Here is a 24,699-nt window from a genome sequence, read left to right as displayed (position 1 = left end):
AGTGCCGTGCCGATCACCGCCCGCCATTCCTTGCCGCGAGCACGACACCAGTTGCCCGGTCCGGATCGCTTGTGATCTGTACGCAATGATCGGAGCCATCAATCAGATGCAGGTCGAAACGCGAAAAGCTCCGGAATGGCGGATCGGTCACGTCGGACGCATCACATCGCGTCAGCACGAGCCGGGGAAAACGACGCCGCAACTCGGGAATTGGGCTCTCGTTCGCAGCAGCCTCTGCTATCAGTCGTTCAATTTCTTTCAATTCATCCGCGCCGAGCGCCATAGGCTTTCCTATCGTTGAAAGGGCCCAAAACGACCTCATCGCCAGAACACCCGATCGAGATCGGAATTGAGCTCATCCGTTACTGCGCTCAGGCGCTGGTGGACGCTGTGGAATTTCCAGGTTCCCCGCGCATGGTCCTTGCGAAACAGCTTCCAGGTTGCGCTGATGGCGTCGTGGTGAATCAGCGCCACGTCGATTGCGCCGCCGTGCTTGTCGATACTTCCTGAGCAGCATGGGCTCTCAACGAGATAGCCGCCTCTCACCGGCGTCACCTTCGGCGAGACGTAGCGATAGCGTTTGCGCGCCTTGAGCGCGCGGTCGATTCGCTTACGATCCACCTCGTTGGGGTGAGCAATCGGATATTTAACCGGGTGTCTCATGGTCGCAGCATTCATCGAATATCGGCTCCAACAGCAGGCGAAACTTCCTCTTCGAGGCACCCAGCACCAGGCGTTCGCCGAACTCAACGAGATCGATGGGCCGGTTGACAATGGTGTGGGCTCCGACTTGCACAAATCTCACCAATGCGCCCCGCGCTGACCAAAAGGCCATCGGCCGGCGCGTTCGGAAGCGAGTCGTCATTGGTCAAGAAGATGGCCGCTTTGACGCGCTGACCCCATTGATATTTGGGGAGATCAGGCTCGATCATGGCACGACCTCCTCGGGCAAGGGCAGATCGTCCAGGTCCTCCTGCGCCTCCAGCGGCTCCAGTTCCTCGCGCTTCATGCCAACGCGATTGCCGCTTTCGAGAAATTCTACCCCGTAGATGTAAAACTGCTGCAGGAAGGTGCCGATGGAGACGATGTAGCCCACCTCGCCTTTCCTAGCCAAAATGTCGCCGATCTCCTTGCCCGGATAGGTGCCGTCGTTGCGCACGCTGCACGTGGCCTGCACTTTTTCCCCAAAATCGAAGGAAGGCGGCCCGGTGAGCTCGACCACGTCACTGTCGCGGATGATGTTGCCCATGCTTAGGCTTCCTCGCGGAGCTCGGGACAAAGCGCTAAGCGTCCGCGGGCCACTTCCCGCACCATGCTATCCTTATCTTCCGTAATACCTGCCAATTCGGCTGTCTCGATCCGGCTCGCAACCTCGTAACGGACCCGCCAATCCCGATCGCGCCGTAGGGCGGAAAGCGAATCCGGTACAAGCCGCTGCGCGATGTCAAGCCGCACAAGGGCATCGGGATCGCTCGGCATGCCGAGCAGCCATTTATAGGGAATGCGGCGCGCGACCCCGCGGACGAGGGAGTCCTCGTCCGCCAGCATCTGCATCAGATCCTCGCTATCGAGCAGGTTCGCGACGCGGATCCTGACCTTCCGATCAGGATCCGTACGCAAACGCAGCATATACCGCTTGGGTAGCCGCCGGGCCGCAGTCCAACGCACGGCTCCATCCTCGTCATCAAGCAGCGGCGGCAGAAGAAAGAGATTCGCGTAGTTGGCCGCGATCGCCCGCACTTCAAAATCTGGATGCGCGATGCAAGCGTTAGCGAGCTCCGGATTGGAGCTGAACAACCGATCGAGGCGATGGGGATCGCGGTCATCGATGCAAGTATGCACAAGCCAGCACCAGCCGATCTTTTTGGGCAATAGGTACGAGCAAGCACCGCAATTACCTTCGCGGCTGCGCCAGTTTCGCGCCTCCCCGACGTCAGTCGTCATCATCCTTCCCCATTCCCTCGATCACTTCCAGAAGGACCTTGCCCCCAATCTTGTCTGTCGGATCGAGTTCGAGCAGCTTCTCCGCGGCGGCACGCCCTTCGTCCAGGTTGCCAAGTCGCATCTGTAGATACGCATAGGCCTTTAGCGAAAACAGGTAAAAACGCGACAGGATGTTCTCGTAGCGACCGAACGCGGCGTCGACCGCATTGACATCGGGCCAGTCGTCTGGAAGTCCGCTTTCACGAGCAGCTTTGGCCACGCAGCATCGCGCGATCTCGAGGGCCTCGCTGAGCCTGCCCTTGTAAAAATAGAAACGATATAGCCCGATCAGGACCGCGGAGCGGCCGGGGGCCAGCGCCAGCGCTTGACGGAGATGGCTCTCCGCGACTTCGTCCAGGTGATAGCAAAGGCCGGCGCGCCACAGATGATGGTCAACTTCGTGCGGCAGGCCTCCCCCGGGCAGCGCGTGTGCAATCGGCGTACCTTGGCCGGCGGATCGCGGCTTGTGAGCGAAATCCAGCGTCATCGGCTGCGGTTCCCTCTCGTGAGCCGGATTGGCGACGCCGCTCTAACGGTACATCCTTCTGGAATCATAGGTGACAGGGCCGCCCGGGCGGAGGCACCGGCGAAATCGGTTCCGATCGCATCGTGCACCAAGCGGCCCCGCCGATACGAGAGGAGCCTCAGCTTGGCGCACCTGCGGCCCGGCTTGGCGAGCGATGGCGACATCGCGGCGGTCACACCGGCGGAAGGTCTGGAGCAGGCTACTGGATTCTCGCCGGATACTGACCAAAATCCCGGGCCGTCCTGCGCCTCGTCTGTGGCGCGGACCATCGTTAGCGAAGCGCTTGATACCATGACGTTCATGCGCGGCCTCTACGCCGACGCCTTATAGCGCGCCAGGGACGTGTCGATAACGCAAGTGTTGTCAACCGGACACGCGGCGACGCATTGCGGTTCGTCGAAATGACCTATGCATTCGGTGCATTTCTTTGCATCAATCGCGAACGTGCCGTTCTTCTCAGAAATCGCGGCATTCGGGCATTCCATCTCACAGGCGGAGCAGCCAGTGCATTGGGAGGATATGATCTTGAACGGCATCGGATGTTTGCTTCCTCACGCCGCCGAATTGAGCGCACGCTGTTGGATATCGCCCGCGCCACGCTGAAGATGCCGGTGTTCTCCGCTTTCGACCTTGTCGAGGTAGGACTTGAACCAGGCGATCATAGATTTGCCCATGAAGTCGTAGGCGTATTGATCGACGACCTCTATCCCCGCCTTCAAGAGCTCGCTTCTCGGGCGGCCACCGATCTTGGCCACGAATACCGCGTGGCAATCATTGATCGTGCGGATGATGGACTCAAGGCTACGCTCTTCGCCATATCCCCCCTTGCAATAATGGTCGATGCGGCGGGCTCCGAGGACTCTCGCGCCTGACGTCGAGAGCTCATAAACCTGGAATTCTTTGGCGTGTCCGAAATGCTCGTTGATCAAGCCCGCGCCCTTGGTGGCGACGGCCACCCGAGGCTTGATGTCGCTCGTCTCACTCGCAAGGCTCGAGAGCTCCTCTTGCTCGGCGGCCGCCTGGGCTGCGCGCTCCCTCTCAACCTTCGTCCTGTAGGCTTGGCGGCTCTCAAAGTTATATTTGATGTCCATGGCCATGATCCTTTCGATCGTAAACTCCGCACTGCGATCGTCGCCGAGCAGGCCGACCGCATCGGCCCGGCACTGACGGCAATGCCGCATCATGTTCATATTGCCCTGGCAGGCGTCCTGCAGCGCCGTCAGTTCCTGTGCCGTCGGCCCGCGTTGACCGCTAAGGCCGAACACGGTGCCATGCTCTGGCGAGGAGATGAGCGGCATGATGTTGTGCAGGAAGGCGCCACGCGATTTGACCGCCTTGTTGACGTCGACCAGGTGCTGGTCGTTGATGCCCGGAATCATCACGGAGTTGACCTTGCAGAGAATGCCCCGTTCGGTGAGCATTTCGAGGCCCTGCAGCTGGCGCCGGCTAAGGATTTTCGCCGCTTCGAGGCCTGCATAACGCTTGTGCCTGTAGAAGATCCACGGGTAGATTTTTCTGCCGACCTCGGGATCGATCATGTTGATGGTGATAGTGACATGGTCAATGTCCAAGCGGGCAATGGTGTCGACGTGATCGGGCAAGGCGAGCCCGTTGGTTGACAGGCATAGCTTGATATCCGGCGCGGCCTTGGCCACAAGCTCAAACGTCCTGAAGGTTTTTTCTGGATTGGCCAGAGGATCGCCGGGGCCGGCAATCCCGAGCACGCTCAGCTGCGGAATGGCGGAGGCGACCGCAAGTGTTTTTTTCAACGCCTGCTCTGGGACGAGCTTCTCGCTGGTTACGCCGGGGCGCGATTCATTGGCGCAGTCATACTTTCGGTTGCAGTAGTTGCACTGCATGTTGCAGGCTGGAGCCACCGCCACATGCATGCGGGCATAATGATGATGTGCCTCTTGGCTGTAGCAGGGATGGCTTTTCACCTTTTGCCAGATAGCGCTCGGCAGATCGCTTTGGGCGGCTCGAGAGCCGCAGGCCGTCTCGCCGCGGTCCACTGAGGTGCCGCAGCCGTTATGTTCGGCGATAACCTGGATGATCTCGCGGACATCTTCCGCATCTCCGGCACGATCTCGATGTCCGGCAACCGGATCCATTCAATTCTCTCCTGCAAGTCTCATTGGCTGCTCAGGGACGAGCCTGAACACCTCACAAGGAGAGTTAGCAACTCACATGCCATCGCGGGTTCGATAATATTCCGCACGTTGTCAATAGCTTAGCGGCCACAACGCCGTGCTGCCGGGCCGACGTGCCGATGATGCGTCATGTGGGAAATGTGACAGGCGTCATGATCCCGACAGACTTTCGCCGGTTAGGCCTGTGTCAATCCTCAAAACTGAGCACACTCAAAGTCCTTCCTCCCACACCATATATTTGGATGCGGCTCGAGCTGCCCCAGCGACTTAGCCGAGGTCGGATAAGTCCGCATCGATCGTGTCGCTAGTTCGCAAGCAATATCTCCACGGCGCGCGGGAGAGTAAGTGCGAGAGGGGTAAGGCCTTGCGCGATCAGAAAGCGCAGCTCATTGCGGGAAAGCGCGTCCGGTTCGACAATCGCGTAATGAGCATGGGCTGAGCGCTTGGTAATCTGCCGAGCATAGGTGCGTAACAGCTGGTCGTTGAAACGGCAACCGATGAATAGGAAGCTCCGTCCACTACGCCTTTCTTTGATCATGTCGGGAATCGGCGTTTGGATGTCAATCTCGGTCAGTACCTCGACATAATCAGCGTCCGAGATCAGGAAGTTCTTCGCGGGCACCACGCTGCCATGGGGCTTGTAGAGCACGGTCGTCCAATGGGCGGCGGCTGCGCGCTCCACTTCATGGCCCATCGCGTCGTACAGACGATACCAGCGGTCCTCTCCGATGGCGGCGCGGGTAATGCCCTGCACTTCACCCCACCCGTCTCGGTTTGCGAGCGCTGCGCGCATGGCGCCGTCATACCAGACATCGACTATCATCGGCAGCGATAGTGATGCCAGATAATGATGCAGCGGTGTAGGCTCGACCTGCGCAGTAAACGCCTGAGCCATCAATGCTGTGACCGTGGAGCGATGCCTGCTGGTCTCAATATACTGCGCCGACGCCCAGGCGTTGCCCCTCGCGCGGCGCGGAAGCGCGACCTTCAAAGCGAAAAAGGCAGCCAAGGCCTCTGGCGTCATCGGAACATCGAATTTGGATATCTCCGCTAGACCAGGTCCGAGATATGGAACAATGGTGCCGGCACGCAACCTGGCTGCAACGCCAGCAAGCACCTTCTCGGCGTCGACCGCCTTGATAAAATCGATTCGCGGCGGAGCGTTCATCGCTCCTCGCCACCATCGCCACGTTTTCTGGCATTGACGGTAATAGGCAGCGGCGTGTCGCTCGCCATCTCAGGCAGATCCAGCACCCAACCATTGGCGATTCTGATCCAGCCGCCCCAAAGTGTTTCGTGCTCGGCTTCCACGATGGGCTCTTCCAGATCTTTTTTGGGTACGTAGATCGACAGGCTTCCCTCGGGGAAGCGGCGAATCATAACTTTCACGAGCTCAATTCCGTGAGCGGGACGAATCTGGTGACGGGAACGGTTAGCTGGCGGGCCATCGTGCGTAGATGAGCGACGATTTCGACCAATACGCGCACAACTTCATCGACCTCTCCGAGCGTGGTTTCACGCGACAGTGAAAAACGCACTGCGCCCGCCAAGCTGTTCGCCGTCACATTCATGGCGCGCAACACATGCGACGACTCCACTGAATCGGCGCTGCAAGCGGATCCGAGCGAAACTGATATCCCGTTTTGATTGAGATGATGCAGTATAGCCTCGCCTTCGAGGCTCTCGAAGGCGATGTTGGTGGTGTTCGGCAATCGACTGCTGGGATCGCCCAGTACCGTGCAGTGGCCAACCCGCAAGATGCCCTCTTCCAGACGGTCACGCAGGGCGCCGATGCGCGTGCGATCTGCATCTAGCCGCTCGGTTGCGAGTTCCGCGGCCTTGCCGAGACCGACAATACCGGGGACGTTCGATGTCCCGCCCCGTCGCCCTCGTTCCTGCGAACCGCCCCAGATAAGCGGCCTGAAGCTGATCCCTTTGCGCACGAACAGTGCGCCAATCCCCTTGGGGCCGTGAAGTTTGTGGCCAGACAGTGACAGCATGTCGATCTCGCTGGCCTTCAGATCGATCGGCAACTTGCCGGCTGCCTGCACCGCATCAGTGTGAAAAAGCGCACCTTTCGAACGCGCCCAGCCGGCCAGCTGCTCTAGCGGGAAAATGGTTCCGGTTTCATTGTTGGCCCACATCACCGACGCAAGCGCGGTGCGCGGGCCAAGAGCAGAACGAAAAGCCTCAAGGTCGAGCCGACCGCGTGAATCGACCGGGATGACATGCACCCGGACACCGCTTGCCGTTAGCTGCTCGACCATCGCCAGGATCGCCTGGTGTTCCACGGCGGTTGTGACGATCTCGTCGCGCCCTTTCTGCGCCGCAAGGGCCGACAGAATGGCGGTATTGTTGGACTCAGTCCCACCAGATGTGAAGACGATCTCGTGGTCGTGAGCGGCGCCCAACAAAATCTGCAGTTCGTTGCGGGCTTTCCTCACTGCGCCTGCCACCTCGCTTCCAAAGCCATGAGCGGAGGAGGCATTGCCGAACTGTTCGGTAAAGAACGGCAACATGGCTTCGACGACGGACGGATCGGTCCGCGTGGTCGCATTGTTGTCGAGATAGATCTCCATGGGCTCTTCCCTCAATTCCGCGTTTTCGCTGCTCCAGCGACCGGAAGCACACGAAAGAATTCCCCGAGTTTCTCGACAAGCCGCGCTTGAATGCCCTCTAAAGTTCCGCTTGAAAGCTTGCAGAAGACGCACGCACCGCTCAGCCTGACCATTATCTTGCTGCCGTCGATTTCGACCAGCTCACAATCGCCGCCGTGGCGTTGCAGGTCGGGCCGGATCTCAGCAATAACAGAGCGAACGATTTGCTCCTGACTGGGCTTTGTGGATGACGGTTGCTTCAGTTGTTCAGATTCGACCAGCATGCCTTGACTTCTCTCGTCATTAGCCGAAGGATTTGCCGCAAGAGCAGTGCGCGCTCGCGTTGGGATTTTCGAAGGTGAAGCCGGACCCCTCCAGCGCGACTACGAAATCAATCGTCGTGCCGACCAGGTGCTCCTGGCTCTCGTTGTCGACGAACACCTTTAGGCCGTCGTGCTCGATCACAGTGTCACTTTGCGTCGCGCCATCAGCCAAGCCCATCGTGTATTTGAAGCCGGCGCAGCCGCCGACCTCGACCTTGATGCGCAGGCCGCTTGCCGGCCTCGGCGATCCCAAGATCGCGCTCTTGACCGCCTTTACCGCGCTATCCGTCAAATTGATCATGGCTACCTTTCATTTCCCGCTTCGGTCGCCCGTGGATTGGCAAATCACATGCCAGCTTGGCGCGCACTTGATAAGGCTCGCCTTTTCGAAGCCAGCGGATCGGCGTTGGGAGCGATGTTGGCTTTCCGACACGCGCTTGGAACCATGGTGACGTCCTCACCGCGATTTCTTTGAGTGGGCCCTGAATACGCGTGGCTTATGCGCGGCAAACAATTTGCATTGGGTGTGGCGCCGGCCGATCTGTCCGGTGGATGAGTCTAGATCGAGGACGATTTTCATGACTGCAATCGAGAACACTGCGCTCGGCCGGCTGGACAAGGAGGGACGCCTGCTCAACGCTGTACTCAAAGGCGAGACCACCAAACCTGGCCGGTTCGGCTTCCGGGGCGATATCGCACTGAAATTCCAACCCCGGGTCGCCGACGAGAAGCGGCCGCCCGACTATTCGATCGAGCAGGTCCTGACGGTCGTGCAAGAGGGCGAGAGGACCATTCCGGTACTTGCCGGTTATCTGCACTCCTTCGCTTACCTGAGCGATGTCGCAAAGGTGCTGGAGGACGACCTGAGCCCAGATGGCATCTACTTCATGTTCTGCAACAATATCGATCTGCTGGCGAAATACAGAACCCGGCTCGGCGACATCACGTTTCACGTACTCCCCTGCGATGAGTCGACCGTCTGGAAGGAGATGATGGAGCTGCTCGGAATCGATAAGAACGACATCAAAAAGCTCAATCCGGGTGGCAAGCTCGATTATGTCCTCGATGCTGCCAAGGCGATCGAAGCGTCTTTTGATGAAATCTCCTACGAAGACGGGCTGAAGAGGATGGACGCTGTAAGAAACCGCAACCAGAATCGGCCAGTCTGAGCGGCGGTCTCGGGCTTTACAGTATTGATTGCCCTCTGTGATCCGCACGCCGGTAACGCGGATGTCGCCATCCAGCCCCCTCAACGTGACCCGCGTGAGCGCATGGCCGTTGCGTGCGCCGTCGACCCGCGCCCGGAACGGCGGTCGAAGATCGAGCAGTACATGCCGCACATCAGCGCGAAGCCATTAGATTAGGAAAACTGGTTCGGCCCCTAACTCAGATTGACGTGCGCGCCGGGAAACGCATCTGTTCACATAGGCAACCACGCGCTTGCCCCAGCAGGCGACAACAGGGGACCACGGCTTATGGCTGTCATCCTTATCGACAACCACGAGAATAGAGGCGATTGGCGGGGGGCCCGCTCGAATGTCGCTCAATCTGCAGATCACATCAGCGACATACTGATGAGCGATTGATCATTCATCAACGGACGAACTGGTGGGAAGCGCTCAGGGGTAAACTCATTCGTATCGAGCACTTTTCCATTTCGCTCATGTCCTGCTCGGGAGCGATGAAATTAAGATCCGAGCTTGAGCTGCTCTGCCAGAAGAATCAGACGCCCCGGTGGGAGTCGCCGATATGCTGATGCGGCTCGTGCAGCCTGAGCCGCATTCGCCAATGTTGACGACCTGATCGGCTTCTCGTCGCAGCTCGAAGAAGAAAAGCGGCGCGGCTACACGTTGCGTGACGGAGATGGTAGCCCACAGCCCGACTACGCCTCCACCGAGATGCATCCCTTCCAATCAACAAGCGGCCGTTTGCACGTGGTTTCAGTGGAAAAATTGAGGGGGACGCTCACAATCTCGTACCTGAATGTAGAAATCACGGTAAAGCCGGATCGAAGGTGCAGCGCGGCTGGCCGGATTGCGTTCGGTCCGCCAGTATAGGAACATTGAGAATAGCGAGGACTCGTGAACCTGAGAGCGACAGCGGCCGGAGCCGCCAATGAGCCCACTCTTCGCTGCCCCAACTGCGATCACGAGCTTCGTCTGACGGAGTCGTTGGCCGCGCCCTTAATCGAGGAGACCCGCCGACGCTTTCAGGAGCAGCTTGCCCGTAAGGACGAAGAGGTCGCTCGCAAGAGCGAGGCTCTCCTGCTTGAACGCGAACAGCTCATCAAGCAACGCGAACAGATCGATGACCTTGTCTCCCAACGTCTTGCCGCCGAGCGCAGCCAACTGGTCGCCGCCGAAGCCAAGAAGGCACGTGAAGCGGCCGCGGCTGAGCTGAAGGTAAAGGAGAACGAGGCCATCGAGCTGCGTCTGAGCTTAGCTGCAAATGATGCTAAACTTGCCGAGGCACAACAGGCCCAGGCCGAGTTGATGCGTAAGGAACGTACGCTGGAGGCGGAAAAAGCGCGAGCTGGACCTGACGATTGAGAAGCGCGTGCAGGCGTCATTGAGCGAAATCCAAGTCAAGATGCGGCAAGCGGCCGCCGAAGCGGCGCGGCTGCGGGTCGCCGAGAAGGATCAGACCATCGAATCCATGGCAAGAACGATCGAGGAGTTGAAGCGTAAAGCAGAGCAAGGCTCGCAGCAGTCCCAGGGTGAGGTGCTTGAGGTTGAACTCGAGGAACTGCTGCGAGGGCGCTTTCCCACGGATCTAATAGAGCCAGTTGGCAAGGGTTGGGTGCAGACGTTGTCCAGCAGGTAGATGGCTCGATAGGCCAAGCCGCCGGAATTATCCTTTGGGAATCCAAGCGGACAAAGGCCTGGAGTGATGGTTGGCTTGCCAAACTTCGCGACGATCAACGCCGTTGTGGCGCAGACGTTGCTCTCATCATTTCCCAAGCCCTGCCGAAGCGCGTCGAACATTTTGACTTGATCGACGGGGTATGGGTGGCCCATCCGCGTTGTGCGATTCCTGTTGCAGTCGCGCTGCGGCAGGGGCTGATCGATGTAAATAGCTCAAGGATGATCCAGCAGGGCCAACAGACCAAAATGGAGCAGGTGTATCAATATTTGACGGGCACCAAGTTTCGCCAACGCGTCGAAGCCGTCGTTGAAAAGTTTAATGACATGCGCGAGGATTTGGACAAGGAGCGCAAATTCATGGGCCGGCAATGGGCCAAGCGCGAGACACAAATTCTCTCCGTGATCGAATCGACTGTTGGCATGGTGGGGGACCTGCAAGGCATCGCCGGCAAGGCTATGCCGGAATTCCCGAGCCTGGATCGGCCATTACTGGAAAGCTCCACCGAACCGGAACGGAAAGCCTCTTAATCGACCGTGCCTGATGCAATGAATTTGCACGCGCGAGCCATGGCTAGGATTAGCGTGCTTACGCGCCATCAATGAAATGTTTCTTTGCCCCCGAGGCCCCCATCCAAACACCGCCGGAAACGATCAACGACGGACTCAAGGGCAGCTGACCACGCGTTCTGAGTGTGTTGGGGGTCAAAGTTTGACGACGACGAGTTTCTCATTCGGCTGCGAAGACGCCATGGTGGATGGGCACTTTCAGCTGGGCGAGACAGTGTGAGAGGTCTTTCTGCATCGGCTTGCCTCGTCTGGCTCGGTGCGGCTTTGCGCAGGTGCAGCTCAAAAGCAGCTTGATTGATTTTCAGCCGTTCGGGCCTGACGCACGACGTGTCAAGGCAAGCTGTACCTACAGCCGTCATCATGTTGAATGGGTGCATTCTGTCCTCCGATTGCGTCATCAGAGCGGTTAGCAGCGGACTTCTCGCTCCCCTCGTGTTAAGAGCCCCACCGTTCGAGAAGCTGATGGGACTTAGAGCTAATCGTGCCCCCGCATAGAGCTCGATGTGCGGCAGCAGCTCGATCATCTCCTCGATGCGGCAAGGGTGCTCGAGCCGTTCTATGACGAGTCTCTAGAAGGCGCGCTGAAGACGATGGGCCGTGAAAACTAAAATCGGTCCCGTCTGGGTGCTGCTTTAGCTTGCGACAGAGGAACCCTCCTCCTCCTCCTCGACAAGCCGCACGCCTGTGACGCAGATCTCACCACCCAGCACCGTCAATCTGACAGGCGTGAGCGCATGGCCTTTGCAAGGTCCATCAACGCAGCGGCCTGTACCGAGCTCGAAGGTCGAACCGTGCTTGCCGCACATCAGTCGGACACCGGCGGGATCAAGGAACTGATTAGGTTCCCAGTCCAGATTGATGTCCTTGTGCGGGCATTTGTTAACGTAACCAAACACGCGGCGGCCCCAGCGCACGACTACGATGGACCAAGGCTTATGGCTACCGTCTTCGTCGATGATCATGAGATGGAAGCCCGCGGCCCCCTTGCTTTGGATATCGTTGAAGCCGCAGATTACATAGGCTGTATTATTCGATTGGATCGCTTGTTCGTCCACTACACGACACTCCTCGTTGGTATCGCGTCGGCCTGCAAGGATCGCGCGAGTTCCGAAGGAGCCGAGGTTTGTGACAAATAGATCATCGCGATCGCGACTAGCTAGAACTCGTTTAAGGGCGAATTGCGCCAACATTGGACTTTGGCTTTTCCGATGCGGAGGTCGCCAAATGGCCCAGCGATCGATTTCAGTCTCAAGCGTCCTTGCATGGAGGCCGGCAGGTCCAACTTTTGGACGGGCTCTGAAACCGCTGGAGGGTAGGACGTTCGGTCGTTCGTGGCTATCGCGTTGGCACGGGTGGTTCTCTGACATTTGCAGAGCCCAGCTGGCTCTTTGCCTCGGCCGGCTTCATCCATGTCGTCCGCGGGTTTGTGACGCCGGGCCCCAAATCTCATGGGGTGGCTTGCCAGCGCCACCGCGTCTGAGGAGCGGTTCGATTTGCTTCTCGGCCTACGATCGATCACGGAGCATCGTCGACATCGACAAGGTTTACGCCGCGCCATTTCACCGCGAAACGAGTATCGCAGGCGCAGAATGGCGCCGATGGAGAGGCAAACCTTCTCCGAGCCACCGCCCGTTAAATCTCTTGATCGGGTTCTGGCCAGGCACCGAAGCAATCTCGGCTTAACCTGGTGGATCGAGACAACATCCAGGATGGCATTGTTTGCTGGCTCGCCAGACGCTCGCGCCAACGCGTTGAGACGGAAATATCAGAATGAAATTGCCCCATTGGAATCACCCCAGCTTGCGAGAACTTCATACAATTTACAACTTGTACGTTTGCCGGAAATCTGATTGTTTGGTAGCGTCGTGCGCGGTTCCCTCTAATCGAGCGCGAGCTTTAGCGAGGCTCGGTCCCGCTCTCTATATTCGCCGAGTTTTGAGTGGCGACCACCGAGCTCTGGAGGGGCAAGGGCGCAGCCGCCATCAGGCGGAACCAGAAGCTGCCGGTCCTAATGCTGAGAGTTTCTATTTGGTTCGTTCCCAACCACCGGCCCCGAGCGGCCGTCGGCCTTTCCGGTCCCTTGCGGCATCGAGCTTGCATGAAAGCGAGAAATTCATGGCATTTAACTTTAGGTAGTCAGCGCGTGTTGGGCAAACCTAAGCCAATTCTATTGGATACCAGGACCAGATATTTTTCGCATTGATTGATCGTTCATAGAAAGACACCGTGACAGAATGCACCAGCATTGGTAATCGGCTTCTGGCGGCGCTGCCGTCGGCAGATTTGGAGTTGCTCACGCCCCATTTACGGAAGGTGTCGTTCGAACCCGATGCCGTTTTGGTGTGGTCGGTTGATGAGCTCCATCAAGCTTATTTTCCCCATAGCGGCGCCATCGCCTTCATGATCGATCTGCCAGACGGGCACACCGTCGCGACCGCGCTGATGGGCTGGGAAGGAGTACTGGCTTCTCTGTCCGTGCTGGGCCCGGCGCATTCGTCGGTTACGGCGATTGCTCGCGCGGCGGGCACAGCATCACCGATTTCAGCCGTGAACTTTAGGCGCGCCTACGCACAAAGCGCCGCCATCAGACACGTCGTGCAAGTCCATATCGGGTCGCTGCTATTGCAGCTCCAGCATGTTGCAGCCTGCAACGCGCTGCATCGGGTGGATCGCCGCATGACGCGCTGGCTACTGCAGCTCCACGACCGCGTTCCAGACGACCATCTTCCTCTGACTCAGGAGGGGCTGGCTCAACTGCTCGGCGCGCGGCGGACCACGGTGACGCTGATGATGAGAAAGCTTCGCGCGGCCGGCGCAATTCCGTCCGACCGCCGCGGCTTCGTCGATATCGACCGGGCGGGGCTCGAGCGCGCGACATGCGAATGCTATGCACTGATGCAACAAAGGATCGACAGCATATACTGCCAGGAGTTGTCTCCGTCGCAACCTGCCTTTGCGCCGGCCCTGGAAAGCTCCATTTCACCTCCGCCCTAGCTTTTTCCGAGTTGAAGGTCCCGCCGCCAAAGAGACAATAGAGAACACGCTCCGGCTGATCGCCTCGCTCCGGCCGTCAAATTCCACGTCTTCTTCGCGCCGTCCGGCTTGCTCCTCACCGCAGCTAAGAGGCTCGCGGAAGTATCTGAGCGCAAGAGGTCCCGCTCCTTTGCAGTTTCATTCATGCAGCCTACGGCATCTCGGGTAGGATGGGACTCTTCGGATCCATGCCAGCATTCTTGAGACGCCTGTAGCGAACTCTCGTCTGTTCCATGACTGATGCGCTACGATTACAGCAGCGGACTCAAACGGCGCGTTCTGTCCGTACCGTACAGACATTTCTCTTCCATTAATCTTCGACTGGACTTATGTGTCCGCGCAGTTTGTGCGTTGCCCTGAGTCAAAGAGCACCCAGTATAAAAACAATATTTTGCCGCGATTTGCAGGCGGACGCATTCGAAGCAACGATTGCACTTTCCAGAGGCCTTTCCGCTGCGTCGGTGCTCGGTTCGTCTCTTTACTGGATGCTGGCATATATCGACCGCTCGCTTCCGGACGATGTTTTTTAGTGAAGTGCTTCTTCGAACAGAGACTCGGCCGTTCGCCAGCATCGGTTCCGTTTTCTCAAGACCACCGGCGGAACCGCTCGCAGCAATAGAGGATCTTCTCATGCGTGTTCACGACCTTGCCTCCGATAGTTTCCTGGTCGCAACCGTGGCGGGTCTCGTGCTGCTCTGCTCGAGCCTGCTCGCCCTTGCCTTTACCTGAAGAGAGCGCGCTGCTGCCACATGACTGCAGCTGGCCAGTGCTCATTACGAAGGCCAACTGGAGCTCTGTTCGTTGAAGGTGCCAATGTCTTTCAACCTTGCCTCTCGAAATCAATAAAAGTGACGAGATGGCGGCCAGCTCCAATTTCGCGGAATGTGGCCATCGACAATCTCGATGGCTGCCGCAGTCTCTATCTGACGGCCAGCCGCTGGGCCTGCTCCGTTTCTGAGCCTGATCAACGATCCCGAATCTATCTGTAGTTCGAGAACCGTCGTGCTGCTGCACGGCTGCTGGCGAAATTGCAAATCTGCCTTATGGAGAAATGATCACCGAGAACCTGTTGACCACCAAGGGCTCGGCGATTTCGTGCGTTGCCAGCTAAGCCATCGTCCGAGCGTGACGCCCTATGCCTTTCCACAATCATGGCCGGATCATCGATATGCTCGCGTCAGGTGAGCTGCTTTCGGGAATCGAGCTGCGGGACTCGATCGACAGCACGACAGCGTGATGATCTCCGGTAGCCTGCTCTGGTGGAGCCTCACCGAGGCGATATGGCGACCTGGCGCAGTTTGTGTTCGAAAAGATCGTTCGAAACCGCGCGTCCCGATCCCGCTGGCCCGCCGCGGCTTGCCAGAAGAGCTAGCCAGCGCGGATCCTCAAGCTGCGACCGCTGCGGGCGGCATGTGGGTCTGGCAGTTTGTCGGGCAGACCCGGGCGCAGGCACCACAGCCCATGCAGGCACCCTGGTCATTCATGACCATGATCTTCTTCTCGATTTCATCGTCCTCGTCCTCGTCGAGGTCGATAAGATCGCCATCCTCATTAATCCCCTTCAAAGTCATGACGTCGCGACCGCAAACCTTGAAGCATCGACCACAACCGATGCACTTCTCGGCATCGATCGAGGTCAGGAAATTCGGCGTCCAGTCCCGGCCATCCCGCGTTACAAATGACATGTTGGATCTCCCTACGCCTTTTCCAACGTCTTGAGCTCCTCGCGCTTACGATCTAGTTCGGCGAAGGCATCGTGCGCCTTCCGCGCCACGGTCATGATCGCGGTCCAGTTGACGGGCAGTTCCTCGGAAAGGTCGTGCAGATCCATCTTTGCCTGCGTGGCCTTCGCTGACAGCTTTTTGATCTCTGTCTTCAGGGATTCGAGATCGTTCATCCATCAACCTCAATATCTGGCGACCTCAGGAAATTTCTGGATCATCTCGATCCCGGATCTGACACACTTGTCGCCCTCGGCAGCTAGTTTGGTGAGACTGTCGAAACCGAAGCGATGGACGTCGCGCAACTGCTTGTTGAGGACGATCAAGCGCCCGCCGATCAGAACCATGCGGCCGAAGCCTTCGTGGTGCATCTTGAGCATGGGCTGGATCATCACGTCGCTCGCCTTCTCGATCGAGAGCGCCACCGCGTCGAAGAAACGTTCCAGGCGCCAGATCGTATCGGGATCGGGATCGCCGACAATCGGCAACGCGCGCCGTTTCTCCTTGTCAAGAATGTAGGCATCGAGCAGATCGAGATCGCTCTTGCCGTCCCAGGCCCCGTGAGTGTCCTGGGCGCGCCAGAGCTGGACGAGCTCCTTGACAAATTGGGCTTCAAGATCGCCGTCCGGTTCCACTCCTTCCGTGGCCGCGGTCATATCATCCTCACTCATCGAAATCGAACCTGCGCTCGCGGTCCTTCGCCAGCGCCTTACGCAGCCAAGGCGGCGGCGTCCCCTTCAGCACGGCCTGCAGTTTATCCAACAACGTCAAGATGCTCTCCGGCTGATTCACCTTCATCGGGTGGATATTGTTTGCTATCACTCGTGCAGCACCGGAGCCCCCGATTGCAGCGACATAGAGGATGGCGCAATCCTTGATCATCTCGATTTTGGGCGCGAGCTTGTCCTCATTGCCGTCTTCGCCGAGATCGCCATCGAATTCGACCGCCCTCAGAAAGACGTGCCCGTCGGGGCCAACGTCATAAACGACAATGTTCCTGGCCCAGCCGAAATGCGCATCGACGCGCCTTAGATCTTGTGTAGCGAACGCAACCTTCATGCAAACGATCTCTCTTTTGCGTCCATCCAGCGGCGGGTGCCCGACCCGAGGGCCGGTTTCGGTGATCGCCAGCTGTCGGGAGTAGGCCGATGGTTTTCTTCGCGGTCGGCGATCACGAGATTAGCCAGATCGAAGATGAGATCGCGCGTCCCGCGATAGCCGACGGATAGCTGGTGGGCGGCGCCGACCCGGTCGAACATCGGAAAACCAGCGCGATGGAACGGTATGTTAAGCCGCGCCGCGGATTGCCAGCCGTGCGAATGGGAGATCATAAGGTCGCAGGCATGCGCTTTCGCGAGTTCCTCCAGATCCTCGAGATCGCCGATCAGCACCTCCTCCGCATTGACGCGCTCCAGCAATGGCGATTGCGTCGTGGTGACGGCCGCCGTGACTCGCGCGCCCATCTCGTGCAGCATGCTGGAGAGATCGAACAGCAGGTCCGGCTCGGCGCCGATCGCAAGTCGGCGGCCACCGATATGAAAATGCGAATCGAGCATTGCGTCGGCGAGCTGAGCGCGCTGTCGCCGATACTTCGTCGGCACGGGTTGAGCACTGATGTTGCTGAGGAAGCTGATGAATTGATCATTGGGGATGAGACCGCAGAGCCGTTCAAAAAGCCGAAATGGCACGCCAGTCTTCGTCCGCATTGCTTCGGCCGCGCTTCGCATCTGTTCTCCGATAGCAATCGTCCAGCTGGCCTGCCCCATGCTTGCAATCTCGCCGACGCCGATCCCGCCGATCGTCGTTGCCGTGAAAGCGTCCGGGATATGCCCATCCAGCGAGCCCGCAACGTCAGGCAAAAAGGATGGTTTGAGGCCGAAATCTTCCAAAATTGTTCTGATTTCATCGAGGTCACCTGGCGTGAGGTGACAGCCTGGTAGAACATTCACTCGCGCGGGATCGCGCTCTGATCCCGCCTCCGGGGCTGGAACCAACACCTCGATGATGCGGGCAACGGTCCTTTCCCAGCCATCTTGAAGCGCATGCTGGAAATCCGGTGTCGAGACATATACAAGCGGCAACTTGGCGAGCTGCGGATGTTTCGCCCGGATCAGCTTAATGAAACCCTCGACGTCGTCGCCCTTGGTCTCGGTCACCCCTGTGGAGCAGATGCCGATGATCTCGGGCTTGGTACGGTTGTCGATATTAAGAATGGCCTGCTCCAGATTCTCGTAACCGCCGAGCACGGTTGCCACCTCGCTCATTGCCGTCGTCTGCAGCGGCACGGCTTCTCTGAAATGCCGCACGAACAGAGTGAGCCCAAAGGACGTGCATCCTTGTGGACCATGCAAGAGCGGCATAGCGCCACGTAGCCCCAAGAATGCGAAAGCGCCGCCGATCGGCTGACTCATCTTCAGCGGATTGACCGTGCAGGCTTTCCTCGGCGCCAGAACGATTGCCATCTCGTGGCCCTATTCCGCAACCTGCAACAGGGCAGACGGCGAAGACACCAGCATCGCGGCCAGGATATCTTCGATTCGGCTCTTGCAGTCGCCACAACCGCTTGAGGCGCTAGTTTGATGCCTCACAGCATCCAAGCTTGTCAGGCCATGCGAGCGGATCGTATCTTCTATGGTGCCGAGGTCGACCGCCTTGCACAGACAGATCTTCTTCGCGCGGCGTATTCTCGCCGCGACTATGGGATCTGCCGTGAATCCGGTCGTCTGAGTGCCCACCTTTGCACCGGCCTTGCCCTGCTGGTCATCGGCTACGTCGTCCCAGGGCGCCGGCCGGCGCAGCTGCTGCCATATCGGATTGAACAGCGCCTTGTCGATCTCCTCGATGAGCTTGACCATCCCGACATAGCCCATGTAGGCGTGACAGCGCTCCTGGTTGATGTCGAGCCAAGGCATTGCGGCCTTGAGCGCGACGAATTGCGACTTGCCGCCCGAGAGCATGATGTCCGCTTTCGCATTCTTGAGCATCTTGTACATTTCGCGTGGCGGCATGTCCTCGATCATGTGGGTGTCATGCCCCATCAGCTCCTTGATCCGTTCCTTGTCCTCCTTAGTGGACTTCTTCACGCTGGTGCCGACCACCTCGAGACCCGCCTCTTGCAACGCGGCTACGACGGACCACGATTTGACACCGCCTGTGATCAGCAAGACCTTCTTGCCCCTGAAGCGGAACCTGTAGGGCTCGATCGCCGCCCAAGCTCTCTCCTCCTCCCGGGCGACCACTGCGTCGGTGCGCTCGATGAGATCGTCCGGCGCGCCCTGCTCGACCAGAAGCCTCGCGATCTTGCGCAGCGAGTTGCTGGAATCCTGGATGCCATAGAACGATCCCTCGAAGAACGGGATTCCGTAGCGCTGCTCCATCTTGCGCGCGACGTTGATCATGGCTTTCGAGCACACCATCATCGCCGCACGGGCGCGGTGTGAGGAGGCGATGTCGCGATATTTGCCATCTCCGGAGATGGTGGAGAGGATGCGGATGCCGAGCTCGTCGAAAAGTGGCTTAACCTGCCAGAGTTCACCTGAAAGATTGTATTCCCCGATAAGGTTGATGTCGTAAGGCGTGGTGCAGGCTGGCTCCTGAGTGCCAATAACATGCTCGAGCAGGGCTTCGCCGGCCAACTTGGTCCCGAGATTCTTGGAACCGACAAACCCCGGCGAATTGATAGGGATAACGGGTCTGCCAAATCTTCGCGCAGCCGCCTTGCAGACGGCGTTGATATCGTCGCCGATCATGGCGGGCACGCAGGTCTGATATACAAATACAGCCTCAGGGCAGTATTTCTCGACGATCTGCTTGATCGCTTTATAGAGCCGCTTCTCACCACCGAAAACGATATCGGTCTCGCTCATGTCGGTGGTGAAGCCAGTCCGCCAGAGGTTAGAACCAGAGGACGCGGAGCCGCGATTGTCCCAGGAATTGCCTTCGCAGGCGATCGGGCCATGCACCAGATGGGCAACATCCGTGAACGGCTGCAATGCGATCTTCGCGCCGTCGAAGGCGCACCCGCCCGCGACCCCGCCGGGCTGCAGCTGCTTGATACAGCCCTTCTTGCGCTGCTCCTGTGTTTTGTTCGCATTCTTTGCGCAGCCCGGCTCATTGAGGACCTCCTGAACTGTGGCCGACAGCGAACTCATCCGTGTCTCCTCTAACAAGCTTAGATTCTATTCAAGCGACAAGCGCGCGTGGAACCGACGGGCGAAGCGAATGCCCGCCCGCAATGCTTTGCGTCAACGAATGATGTCGAAGCTGTAATCTGTTTTCCCGACAACGTTGGTTCTCTTGTCCATTTCGTCAAAAATCTTGTCCAGTATCTTCACCAGCACGTTCATGCCGCCTTGATAGCCCCAGACCGGATAGCGATGGTGGTGATGGCGGTCGAACACCGGAAAACCAATGCGGATCAACGGCGTGCCGGTATCGCGCTCCAAATACTTGCCGTAGGTGTTGCCGATCAGGAAATCGACCGGCTCGGTGAACAGGAGCGAACGCATGTGCCAAAGATCGCGGCCCGGATAGACGTGGCAGCTTTTTCCGAAGGGAGAGGACGCAAGCAGCGCCTCCACCTTCTCTCCCCAGGCCTTGTTACCGTTGGTCGACAGAACATGGGTCGGTTCGGCACCCAGTTCCAGCAGGAAAGCTGCTAGGCCATAGCAGAGGTCTGGATCGCCGTAGATCGCGAACTTCTTGCCATGGATATGCGCGCTCGAATCCGCCATGGCATCGACCAGCCGTCCCCGCTCGCGCGAAAGCTCCTCGGGAATCTCCTTGCCCGTGATGCGCAAAAGCGTCATCAGGACCTCATCGGTGGCGGACACACCGACCGGATGGTTGAAAGCTACAACTTCGTGGCCATGCCCTTCAATAAAGGATAGCGTCTTTTCTGTGCACCATTGCTGCATCGAAATTGTCGCCTTGGCATGCACCGCATTGGCAGCATCCTCCAGTGTGGTGCCACCATCGTACATCCGGAACTCACCGTCCGTCGGCGTGTCGAACACGTCAGAATTGTCAGCGAGGATCGTGTACCCGATCCCTATAAGATCGAAAATCCGCTTGATCTCGCGGATATTGCCAACGGTGTAGCCGTCGAAACCGCCGATGAAGTTGATCTTTTCGTTCGGCTTACGCTCGAGCTTCGGCGTGGCGCCAGCTTTGCCGTCCCAGAAGTACTCCAGGACGCCCCTAAGCGTGTTGTCATATCCCGTGATATGGCTGCCGACAAAGGCTGGAGTATGCGCGAATGGTACGTCGAACTCCGCCGGCACCGAGCCTTTTTCCTTCGAGGTCTTGATGAAGGCATTAAGGTCGTCGCCGATCACTTCCGCCATACAGGTGGTGGAAACCGCAATCATCTTGGGCTTATACATGTTATAACTATTGGCGAGCCCGTCGATCATGTTGTTAAGGCCGCCGAACACTGCGGCGTCTTCCGTCATTGACGAGGAGACACAGGAGGTCGGCTCCTTAAAGTGCCGTGACAGATGGCTGCGGTAATAAGCCACGCATCCCTGCGAGCCATGCACGAAAGGCAGCGTGCCTTCGAAGCCAACGGAAGCAAACACCGCGCCGAGCGGCTGGCAGGCCTTGGCAGGATTTATAGTCAGTGCTTCGCGCGCAAAATTCTTTTCACGGTATTCTGGCGTCTTTGTCCATTCGCGGACGCGCTCAACCTCGGCGGTTTCGCGAGGATTCTCGAACATCTTCTTCTTGTTGGCCAGCATTTGCTGGTATTCCGGACCGCGGAACAGCTCGAAGTGATCGAGCACGTGTTCTGCATTCTGCACCATGGTGAGGGCCTTTCGAAACTCGTGATCAAGGTCGGTATGAGCTCTCAAATGGAGAGCGGGACGTAGCGGCTTATTCCGCGGCCAGAAGCCTCGGCTTAGCGACGTCTTTCCATGGCGCCTTGGTCTTCTTCCAGATCGGCGAGTTGATCGCCATATCCATGTCTCGCGCGAAGATAGCGAAGCCGTCATAGCCGTGATACGGACCGGAATAATCCCAGGAGTGCATTTGCCGGAACGGCACACCCATCTTCTGGAACACGTATTTTTCCTTGATGCCGGAACCGACAAGGTCGGGCTGCATCTTCTCTACAAAGCGCTCGAATTCGTAGCCCGTGACGTCGTCGTAAATCAGTGTACCGTCCTTGACGTAGTGTTGAGCGGTCCGCTGGTAGTCGTCGTTGTGGGCGAACTCATAGCCGGTTCCGACAACCTCCATGCCGAGGTCTTCATAAGCACCGATGACGTGACGCGGACGCAATCCGCCGACGAACAGCATCACCGTCTTGCCTTCCAGGCGCGGGCGATATTTTGCGGTCACCTCGTCTACCAGCGGCTGATATTTTTCAATCACCCGCTCGGCGCCCTCCTTGATCTTGTCATCAAAATAGCTTGCAATCTTGCGAAGCGACTCTACGATCTTGCTAGGCCCGAAGAAGTTGTATTCGCACCAGGGAATGCCGAACTTTTCTTCCATGTGGCGCGAGATGTAGTTCATCGAGCGGTAGCAGTGCAGCACATTGAGCTTCGCTTTCGGCGTCGCCTCGAGCTCGGCCAGCGAACCGTCGCCCGACCATTGCGCGATCACGCGCAGGCCCATTTCCTCAAGCAGAATACGAGACGACCAGGCGTCACCGCCGATGTTGTAGTCGCCGATGATCGCGACATCGTAAGGTGTCGGCTCGAACTTCGGTTCGCGTTCGGGCGTGATCTTGTCGAATACCCAGTCCCGTATGGCATCGTTCGCGATGTGATGTCCGAGGGACTGCGATACGCCACGAAAGCCCTCGCAACGGACCGGCACGATGGTCTTGCCGCCATATTCCTTCGATTTCGCCCTGGACACCGCCTCGATGTCGTCGCCGATGAGGCCAATCGGGCATTCCGACTGGATGCTGATGCCATTGTTTAGCGGGAACAACTCCTGGACTTCGTCCAGCAGCTTGACGAGCTTCTTATCGCCGCCGAATACAATATCTTTTTCCTGAAAATCGGAGGTGAACTGGAAAGTCACGAAAGAATCGACACCTGTCGTGCCGACGTAATAATTGCGGCGTGAGCCCCACGAATACTGCCCGCAGCCGACCGGACCATGGCTGATATGGATCATGTCTTTGATCGGTCCCCAAACCACCCCCTTGGAGCCCGCATAGGCGCAACCGCGGATCGTCATCACGCCGGGGATGGACTTAATGTTGGACTTGACGCCACAGTCAGATTTGCCGGCCTCGTGAACGTTGAGGTGCTTGGCGCGTCGTTTCGCAGTCTTATCGGGATAGACCTTCAGCACCTCGGCAATGAGCTCTTTGTTGCGCGCCTTGATTTCTGCGATGCTCTGGGTCGTGGCGAGACTCATGCTGGTATCCTTTAACGACGTCCGACTGCCATGCGGCTCTCAACCGGGAGTTAGCAACGACCATGCCAGCGACGCGCCGGCGCAAAAATCAACGAATTTCGAGGTACATAGCTTGGTTTTGGGTGCCCAGACGGGCCGCTGTTGCAAACCCGACACCGAATAATGTCGTGGGGCGTGCTTCGCATAGAACTGTTCCCAATGAAACAAAGGCGCTCACGCTGCCGACGATCATGCATCTTCAAGACACAGAGGCCTCTCGTCAGCGCGCCTTCTTTTCAAGAGAGACGCGCCAGTCGCGGTTCTGAAAGCGTGGGAAATCGGTTTCGGCGACGCCCTGGCGCGACGTCGGGCTCGTTGATGCATGGTTAGGCGATGCCGGATGTTCCTGGGAGTATCCTTGGTGAGGCTTGTGAAGTACTCGGCCGAGCCGTTCGGTCTGGACCACCAAAAGCGTTTCGAGCTCACCGAAAAGCACGGCATTGAGCGTAAAGCCGAGTGTGCGGGAACGCTACATTGAGGCGCGGCTCCGGCATTTCACAGATCGCAAGCCCCCCCCGTCTCCTTCCCGATTTGCGGCGGAGAAGGACCTACGCTCCACAACCCTCAATTTGGATAGATATGTTATTGACGAATCCGATGGCTGATCCGATATTTGGTACGCAGATTGCTCTGCAGAGGGTTGCCGCATGAAAGCGAACGAGAGGCCGGTGGTGAGATACATGCGCAAAGGCATGATCTGTCGCGGTGTCTCTGCGGCCACCGGTGTCTGTTGTTGACCGTTTCGCATCCGAGCGACAGACATTGCCAACTCAACAGGGAGCCGGTTTTCCGGCGAATGAGCAATCATGCCCAATGCCTATATCATCGAGGTCCAAGATCGGACCGCAGGGATTGTCACCCACGACAACCGTAGCTTCCGGTTCTTTTCCGCGGAACGAATATTCGACAGCCTTGAGGGCCGCGAATTTCGGTCGGCGCGCGATGCTGAGCGCGCTGCGAAGGCGTTGCTCGAAAAGCAGCGTCATCTTGTCGCTTTGCTCGGTGCCGCCGCTGCGTGAGTTTTGCGACGAAGGCGCGCTGCAATCAACTCAAGCCGGTTGACACAGATGGGTGCGAACGCGAAGGAGCCCGGACGCGGGCGCTGGGCGGAAGGGCGTGTTTTGTCACTAGAGCCTGCCTGATCCACACCCCATCGTCAGGTTTGGATCGGCGGAGGTTTGCGCTCATGCGAACAATTCCCGCGCCTTGTTCAGCGCCTGCGCCAGCTGGTCGACTTCTTCACGCGTATTATACATGCCAAAGGAGGCGCGGCAGGTCGCCGTCACGTTGAACCGCTCTAAAAGCGGCATCACGCAATGGGTGCCGGCGCGCACCGCAATGCCCTGCCGGTCGATGACAGTCGCGACATCGTGGGGATGGGCGCCCTTCAGCTCAAAGGAAATNACNGGTCCCTTGCCCTTCGCCGTACCGATCAGGCGCAGCGAATTGATCTCCCGCAGCCGCTCCTGCGCATATTCGACCAGAGCATGCTCATGCGCGGCAATGCGCTCCTTGCCGA

At 58.3% G+C, this 24,699-nt stretch carries 26 protein-coding genes and 2 pseudogenes; 5 read left to right on the top strand and 23 right to left on the bottom strand.

Going from position 1 to position 24,699, the window contains the following annotated elements; all coding sequences use genetic code 11:
• Positions 1-13: 13 nt before the first annotated feature.
• The 6 genes and pseudogenes from A3AI_RS44530 to A3AI_RS0139115 all read right to left on the bottom strand — a co-directional run bounded on the left by A3AI_RS44530 (position 14) and on the right by A3AI_RS0139115 (position 2,470).
• Positions 14-283 carry a DUF6129 family protein gene (locus A3AI_RS44530; protein ID WP_036051376.1) on the bottom strand — a complete coding sequence of 90 codons (270 nt, stop codon included), beginning with the start codon at positions 281-283 and terminating at the stop codon, positions 14-16.
• A 35-nt stretch (positions 284-318) separates the two neighbouring features.
• Positions 319-678, bottom strand: coding sequence for a DUF3024 domain-containing protein (locus A3AI_RS0139135; RefSeq protein WP_024520709.1), 360 nt, complete (start codon positions 676-678; stop codon positions 319-321).
• Positions 675-932 (bottom strand): annotated as a pseudogene (locus A3AI_RS46890) (nitrogen fixation protein NifZ). Before A3AI_RS46890 ends, A3AI_RS0139135 begins: the two are co-directional and overlap by 4 nt.
• A complete protein-coding gene (locus A3AI_RS0139125) occupies positions 929-1,249 on the bottom strand; it encodes a nitrogen fixation protein NifZ (RefSeq protein ID WP_024520708.1) in 321 nt (106 codons plus the stop codon). The pseudogene A3AI_RS46890 and the gene A3AI_RS0139125 overlap by 4 nt, the downstream one beginning before the upstream one ends.
• Before the next feature lie 2 nt (positions 1,250-1,251).
• Positions 1,252-1,947, bottom strand: a complete 696-nt coding sequence (locus A3AI_RS0139120; protein ID WP_502685790.1) for a 4Fe4S-binding leucine-rich repeat protein — start codon at positions 1,945-1,947, stop codon at positions 1,252-1,254.
• Positions 1,934-2,470: a hypothetical protein gene (locus A3AI_RS0139115; RefSeq protein ID WP_024520706.1), complete on the bottom strand. Its 537-nt coding sequence runs from the start codon at positions 2,468-2,470 to the stop codon at positions 1,934-1,936. Before A3AI_RS0139115 ends, A3AI_RS0139120 begins: the two co-directional genes overlap by 14 nt.
• A gap of 162 nt (positions 2,471-2,632) precedes the next feature.
• Here A3AI_RS0139115 and A3AI_RS44525 point away from each other — a divergent pair, with 162 nt between their 5' ends.
• A complete protein-coding gene (locus A3AI_RS44525) occupies positions 2,633-2,839 on the top strand; it encodes a hypothetical protein (RefSeq protein ID WP_036051374.1) in 207 nt (68 codons plus the stop codon).
• Here A3AI_RS44525 and A3AI_RS0139105 read toward each other — a convergent pair.
• The 7 genes from A3AI_RS0139105 to A3AI_RS0139075 form a co-directional block, all read right to left on the bottom strand.
• The gene (locus tag A3AI_RS0139105; RefSeq protein WP_024520704.1) at positions 2,821-3,045 is read right to left on the bottom strand and encodes a 4Fe-4S binding protein; all 225 of its coding nucleotides are present in this window, start codon (positions 3,043-3,045) and stop codon (positions 2,821-2,823) included. The genes A3AI_RS44525 and A3AI_RS0139105 overlap by 19 nt on opposite strands.
• A 15-nt stretch (positions 3,046-3,060) precedes the next feature.
• The gene (nifB, locus tag A3AI_RS0139100) at positions 3,061-4,620 is read right to left on the bottom strand and encodes a nitrogenase cofactor biosynthesis protein NifB (RefSeq protein ID WP_024520703.1); all 1,560 of its coding nucleotides are present in this window, start codon (positions 4,618-4,620) and stop codon (positions 3,061-3,063) included.
• A gap of 343 nt (positions 4,621-4,963) precedes the next feature.
• Positions 4,964-5,827, bottom strand: coding sequence for an SIR2 family NAD-dependent protein deacylase (locus A3AI_RS0139095; protein WP_024520702.1), 864 nt, complete (start codon positions 5,825-5,827; stop codon positions 4,964-4,966).
• The gene (gene nifT, locus A3AI_RS0139090; RefSeq protein ID WP_024520701.1) at positions 5,824-6,048 is read right to left on the bottom strand and encodes a putative nitrogen fixation protein NifT; all 225 of its coding nucleotides are present in this window, start codon (positions 6,046-6,048) and stop codon (positions 5,824-5,826) included. The genes A3AI_RS0139095 and nifT overlap by 4 nt, the downstream gene beginning before the upstream one ends.
• On the bottom strand, positions 6,045-7,238 hold the full coding sequence (gene nifS, locus A3AI_RS0139085; RefSeq protein ID WP_024520700.1) for a cysteine desulfurase NifS: 1,194 nt from the start codon (positions 7,236-7,238) through the stop codon (positions 6,045-6,047). Before nifS ends, nifT begins: the two co-directional genes overlap by 4 nt.
• Before the next feature lie 11 nt (positions 7,239-7,249).
• Positions 7,250-7,540: a NifU family protein gene (locus tag A3AI_RS0139080; protein ID WP_024520699.1), complete on the bottom strand. Its 291-nt coding sequence runs from the start codon at positions 7,538-7,540 to the stop codon at positions 7,250-7,252.
• Between the two features lie 19 nt (positions 7,541-7,559).
• Positions 7,560-7,880, bottom strand: a complete 321-nt coding sequence (locus tag A3AI_RS0139075; RefSeq protein WP_024520698.1) for a HesB/IscA family protein — start codon at positions 7,878-7,880, stop codon at positions 7,560-7,562.
• A 277-nt stretch (positions 7,881-8,157) separates the two neighbouring features.
• Between A3AI_RS0139075 and A3AI_RS0139070 the strand changes: the two genes are divergently transcribed.
• Entirely contained in the window at positions 8,158-8,748 is a 591-nt protein-coding gene (locus tag A3AI_RS0139070) for a hypothetical protein (RefSeq protein WP_024520697.1), read from the top strand.
• 912 nt (positions 8,749-9,660) lie between these two features.
• Positions 9,661-10,971, top strand: a pseudogene (locus A3AI_RS44520) (DUF2130 domain-containing protein).
• A gap of 671 nt (positions 10,972-11,642) precedes the next feature.
• On the opposite strand, the gene A3AI_RS49030 reads toward A3AI_RS44520, so the two are convergent.
• Positions 11,643-12,065 carry a Rieske (2Fe-2S) protein gene (locus A3AI_RS49030; RefSeq protein ID WP_245287054.1) on the bottom strand — a complete coding sequence of 141 codons (423 nt, stop codon included), beginning with the start codon at positions 12,063-12,065 and terminating at the stop codon, positions 11,643-11,645.
• A gap of 1,171 nt (positions 12,066-13,236) precedes the next feature.
• Here A3AI_RS49030 and A3AI_RS0139050 point away from each other — a divergent pair.
• Positions 13,237-14,004, top strand: a complete 768-nt coding sequence (locus A3AI_RS0139050; protein WP_024520695.1) for a Crp/Fnr family transcriptional regulator — start codon at positions 13,237-13,239, stop codon at positions 14,002-14,004.
• A gap of 1,424 nt (positions 14,005-15,428) precedes the next feature.
• Here A3AI_RS0139050 and fdxB read toward each other — a convergent pair.
• The 8 genes from fdxB to nifD all read right to left on the bottom strand — a co-directional run bounded on the left by fdxB (position 15,429) and on the right by nifD (position 23,141).
• On the bottom strand, positions 15,429-15,728 hold the full coding sequence (fdxB, locus tag A3AI_RS0139035) for a ferredoxin III, nif-specific (RefSeq protein WP_024520693.1): 300 nt from the start codon (positions 15,726-15,728) through the stop codon (positions 15,429-15,431).
• A gap of 11 nt (positions 15,729-15,739) precedes the next feature.
• Positions 15,740-15,940 (bottom strand): CCE_0567 family metalloprotein, encoded by a 201-nt coding sequence (locus A3AI_RS0139030; RefSeq protein WP_024520692.1) that lies wholly within the window; start codon positions 15,938-15,940, stop codon positions 15,740-15,742.
• Between the two features lie 9 nt (positions 15,941-15,949).
• Positions 15,950-16,420: a NifX-associated nitrogen fixation protein gene (locus tag A3AI_RS0139025; protein ID WP_024520691.1), complete on the bottom strand. Its 471-nt coding sequence runs from the start codon at positions 16,418-16,420 to the stop codon at positions 15,950-15,952.
• A 7-nt stretch (positions 16,421-16,427) separates the two neighbouring features.
• The gene (nifX, locus tag A3AI_RS0139020; RefSeq protein WP_024520690.1) at positions 16,428-16,823 is read right to left on the bottom strand and encodes a nitrogen fixation protein NifX; all 396 of its coding nucleotides are present in this window, start codon (positions 16,821-16,823) and stop codon (positions 16,428-16,430) included.
• The gene (nifN, locus tag A3AI_RS0139015) at positions 16,820-18,226 is read right to left on the bottom strand and encodes a nitrogenase iron-molybdenum cofactor biosynthesis protein NifN (RefSeq protein WP_024520689.1); all 1,407 of its coding nucleotides are present in this window, start codon (positions 18,224-18,226) and stop codon (positions 16,820-16,822) included. Before nifN ends, nifX begins: the two co-directional genes overlap by 4 nt.
• Before the next feature lie 9 nt (positions 18,227-18,235).
• Positions 18,236-19,915 (bottom strand): nitrogenase iron-molybdenum cofactor biosynthesis protein NifE, encoded by a 1,680-nt coding sequence (nifE, locus tag A3AI_RS0139010; RefSeq protein ID WP_024520688.1) that lies wholly within the window; start codon positions 19,913-19,915, stop codon positions 18,236-18,238.
• Between the two features lie 93 nt (positions 19,916-20,008).
• Positions 20,009-21,568 (bottom strand): nitrogenase molybdenum-iron protein subunit beta, encoded by a 1,560-nt coding sequence (gene nifK, locus A3AI_RS0139005; protein ID WP_024520687.1) that lies wholly within the window; start codon positions 21,566-21,568, stop codon positions 20,009-20,011.
• A 70-nt stretch (positions 21,569-21,638) separates the two neighbouring features.
• Positions 21,639-23,141 carry a nitrogenase molybdenum-iron protein alpha chain gene (gene nifD, locus A3AI_RS0139000; protein WP_024520686.1) on the bottom strand — a complete coding sequence of 501 codons (1,503 nt, stop codon included), beginning with the start codon at positions 23,139-23,141 and terminating at the stop codon, positions 21,639-21,641.
• An 845-nt stretch (positions 23,142-23,986) separates the two neighbouring features.
• Here nifD and A3AI_RS0138990 point away from each other — a divergent pair.
• On the top strand, positions 23,987-24,199 hold the full coding sequence (locus A3AI_RS0138990) for a hypothetical protein (protein ID WP_024520685.1): 213 nt from the start codon (positions 23,987-23,989) through the stop codon (positions 24,197-24,199).
• Positions 24,200-24,364: 165 nt separating this feature from the next.
• Here A3AI_RS0138990 and A3AI_RS44510 read toward each other — a convergent pair.
• A partial coding sequence (locus A3AI_RS44510) for an aminotransferase class V-fold PLP-dependent enzyme (protein WP_036050260.1) occupies positions 24,365-24,699 on the bottom strand: 335 nt, incomplete at its 5' end.

The sequence above is a fragment of the Bradyrhizobium sp. Tv2a-2 genome (genome assembly GCF_000472425.1).
Classification (GTDB): domain Bacteria; phylum Pseudomonadota; class Alphaproteobacteria; order Rhizobiales; family Xanthobacteraceae; genus Bradyrhizobium.
Note: the sequence above shows the minus strand (reverse complement) of the source record. Positions and strands in the feature narration are given on the sequence as shown.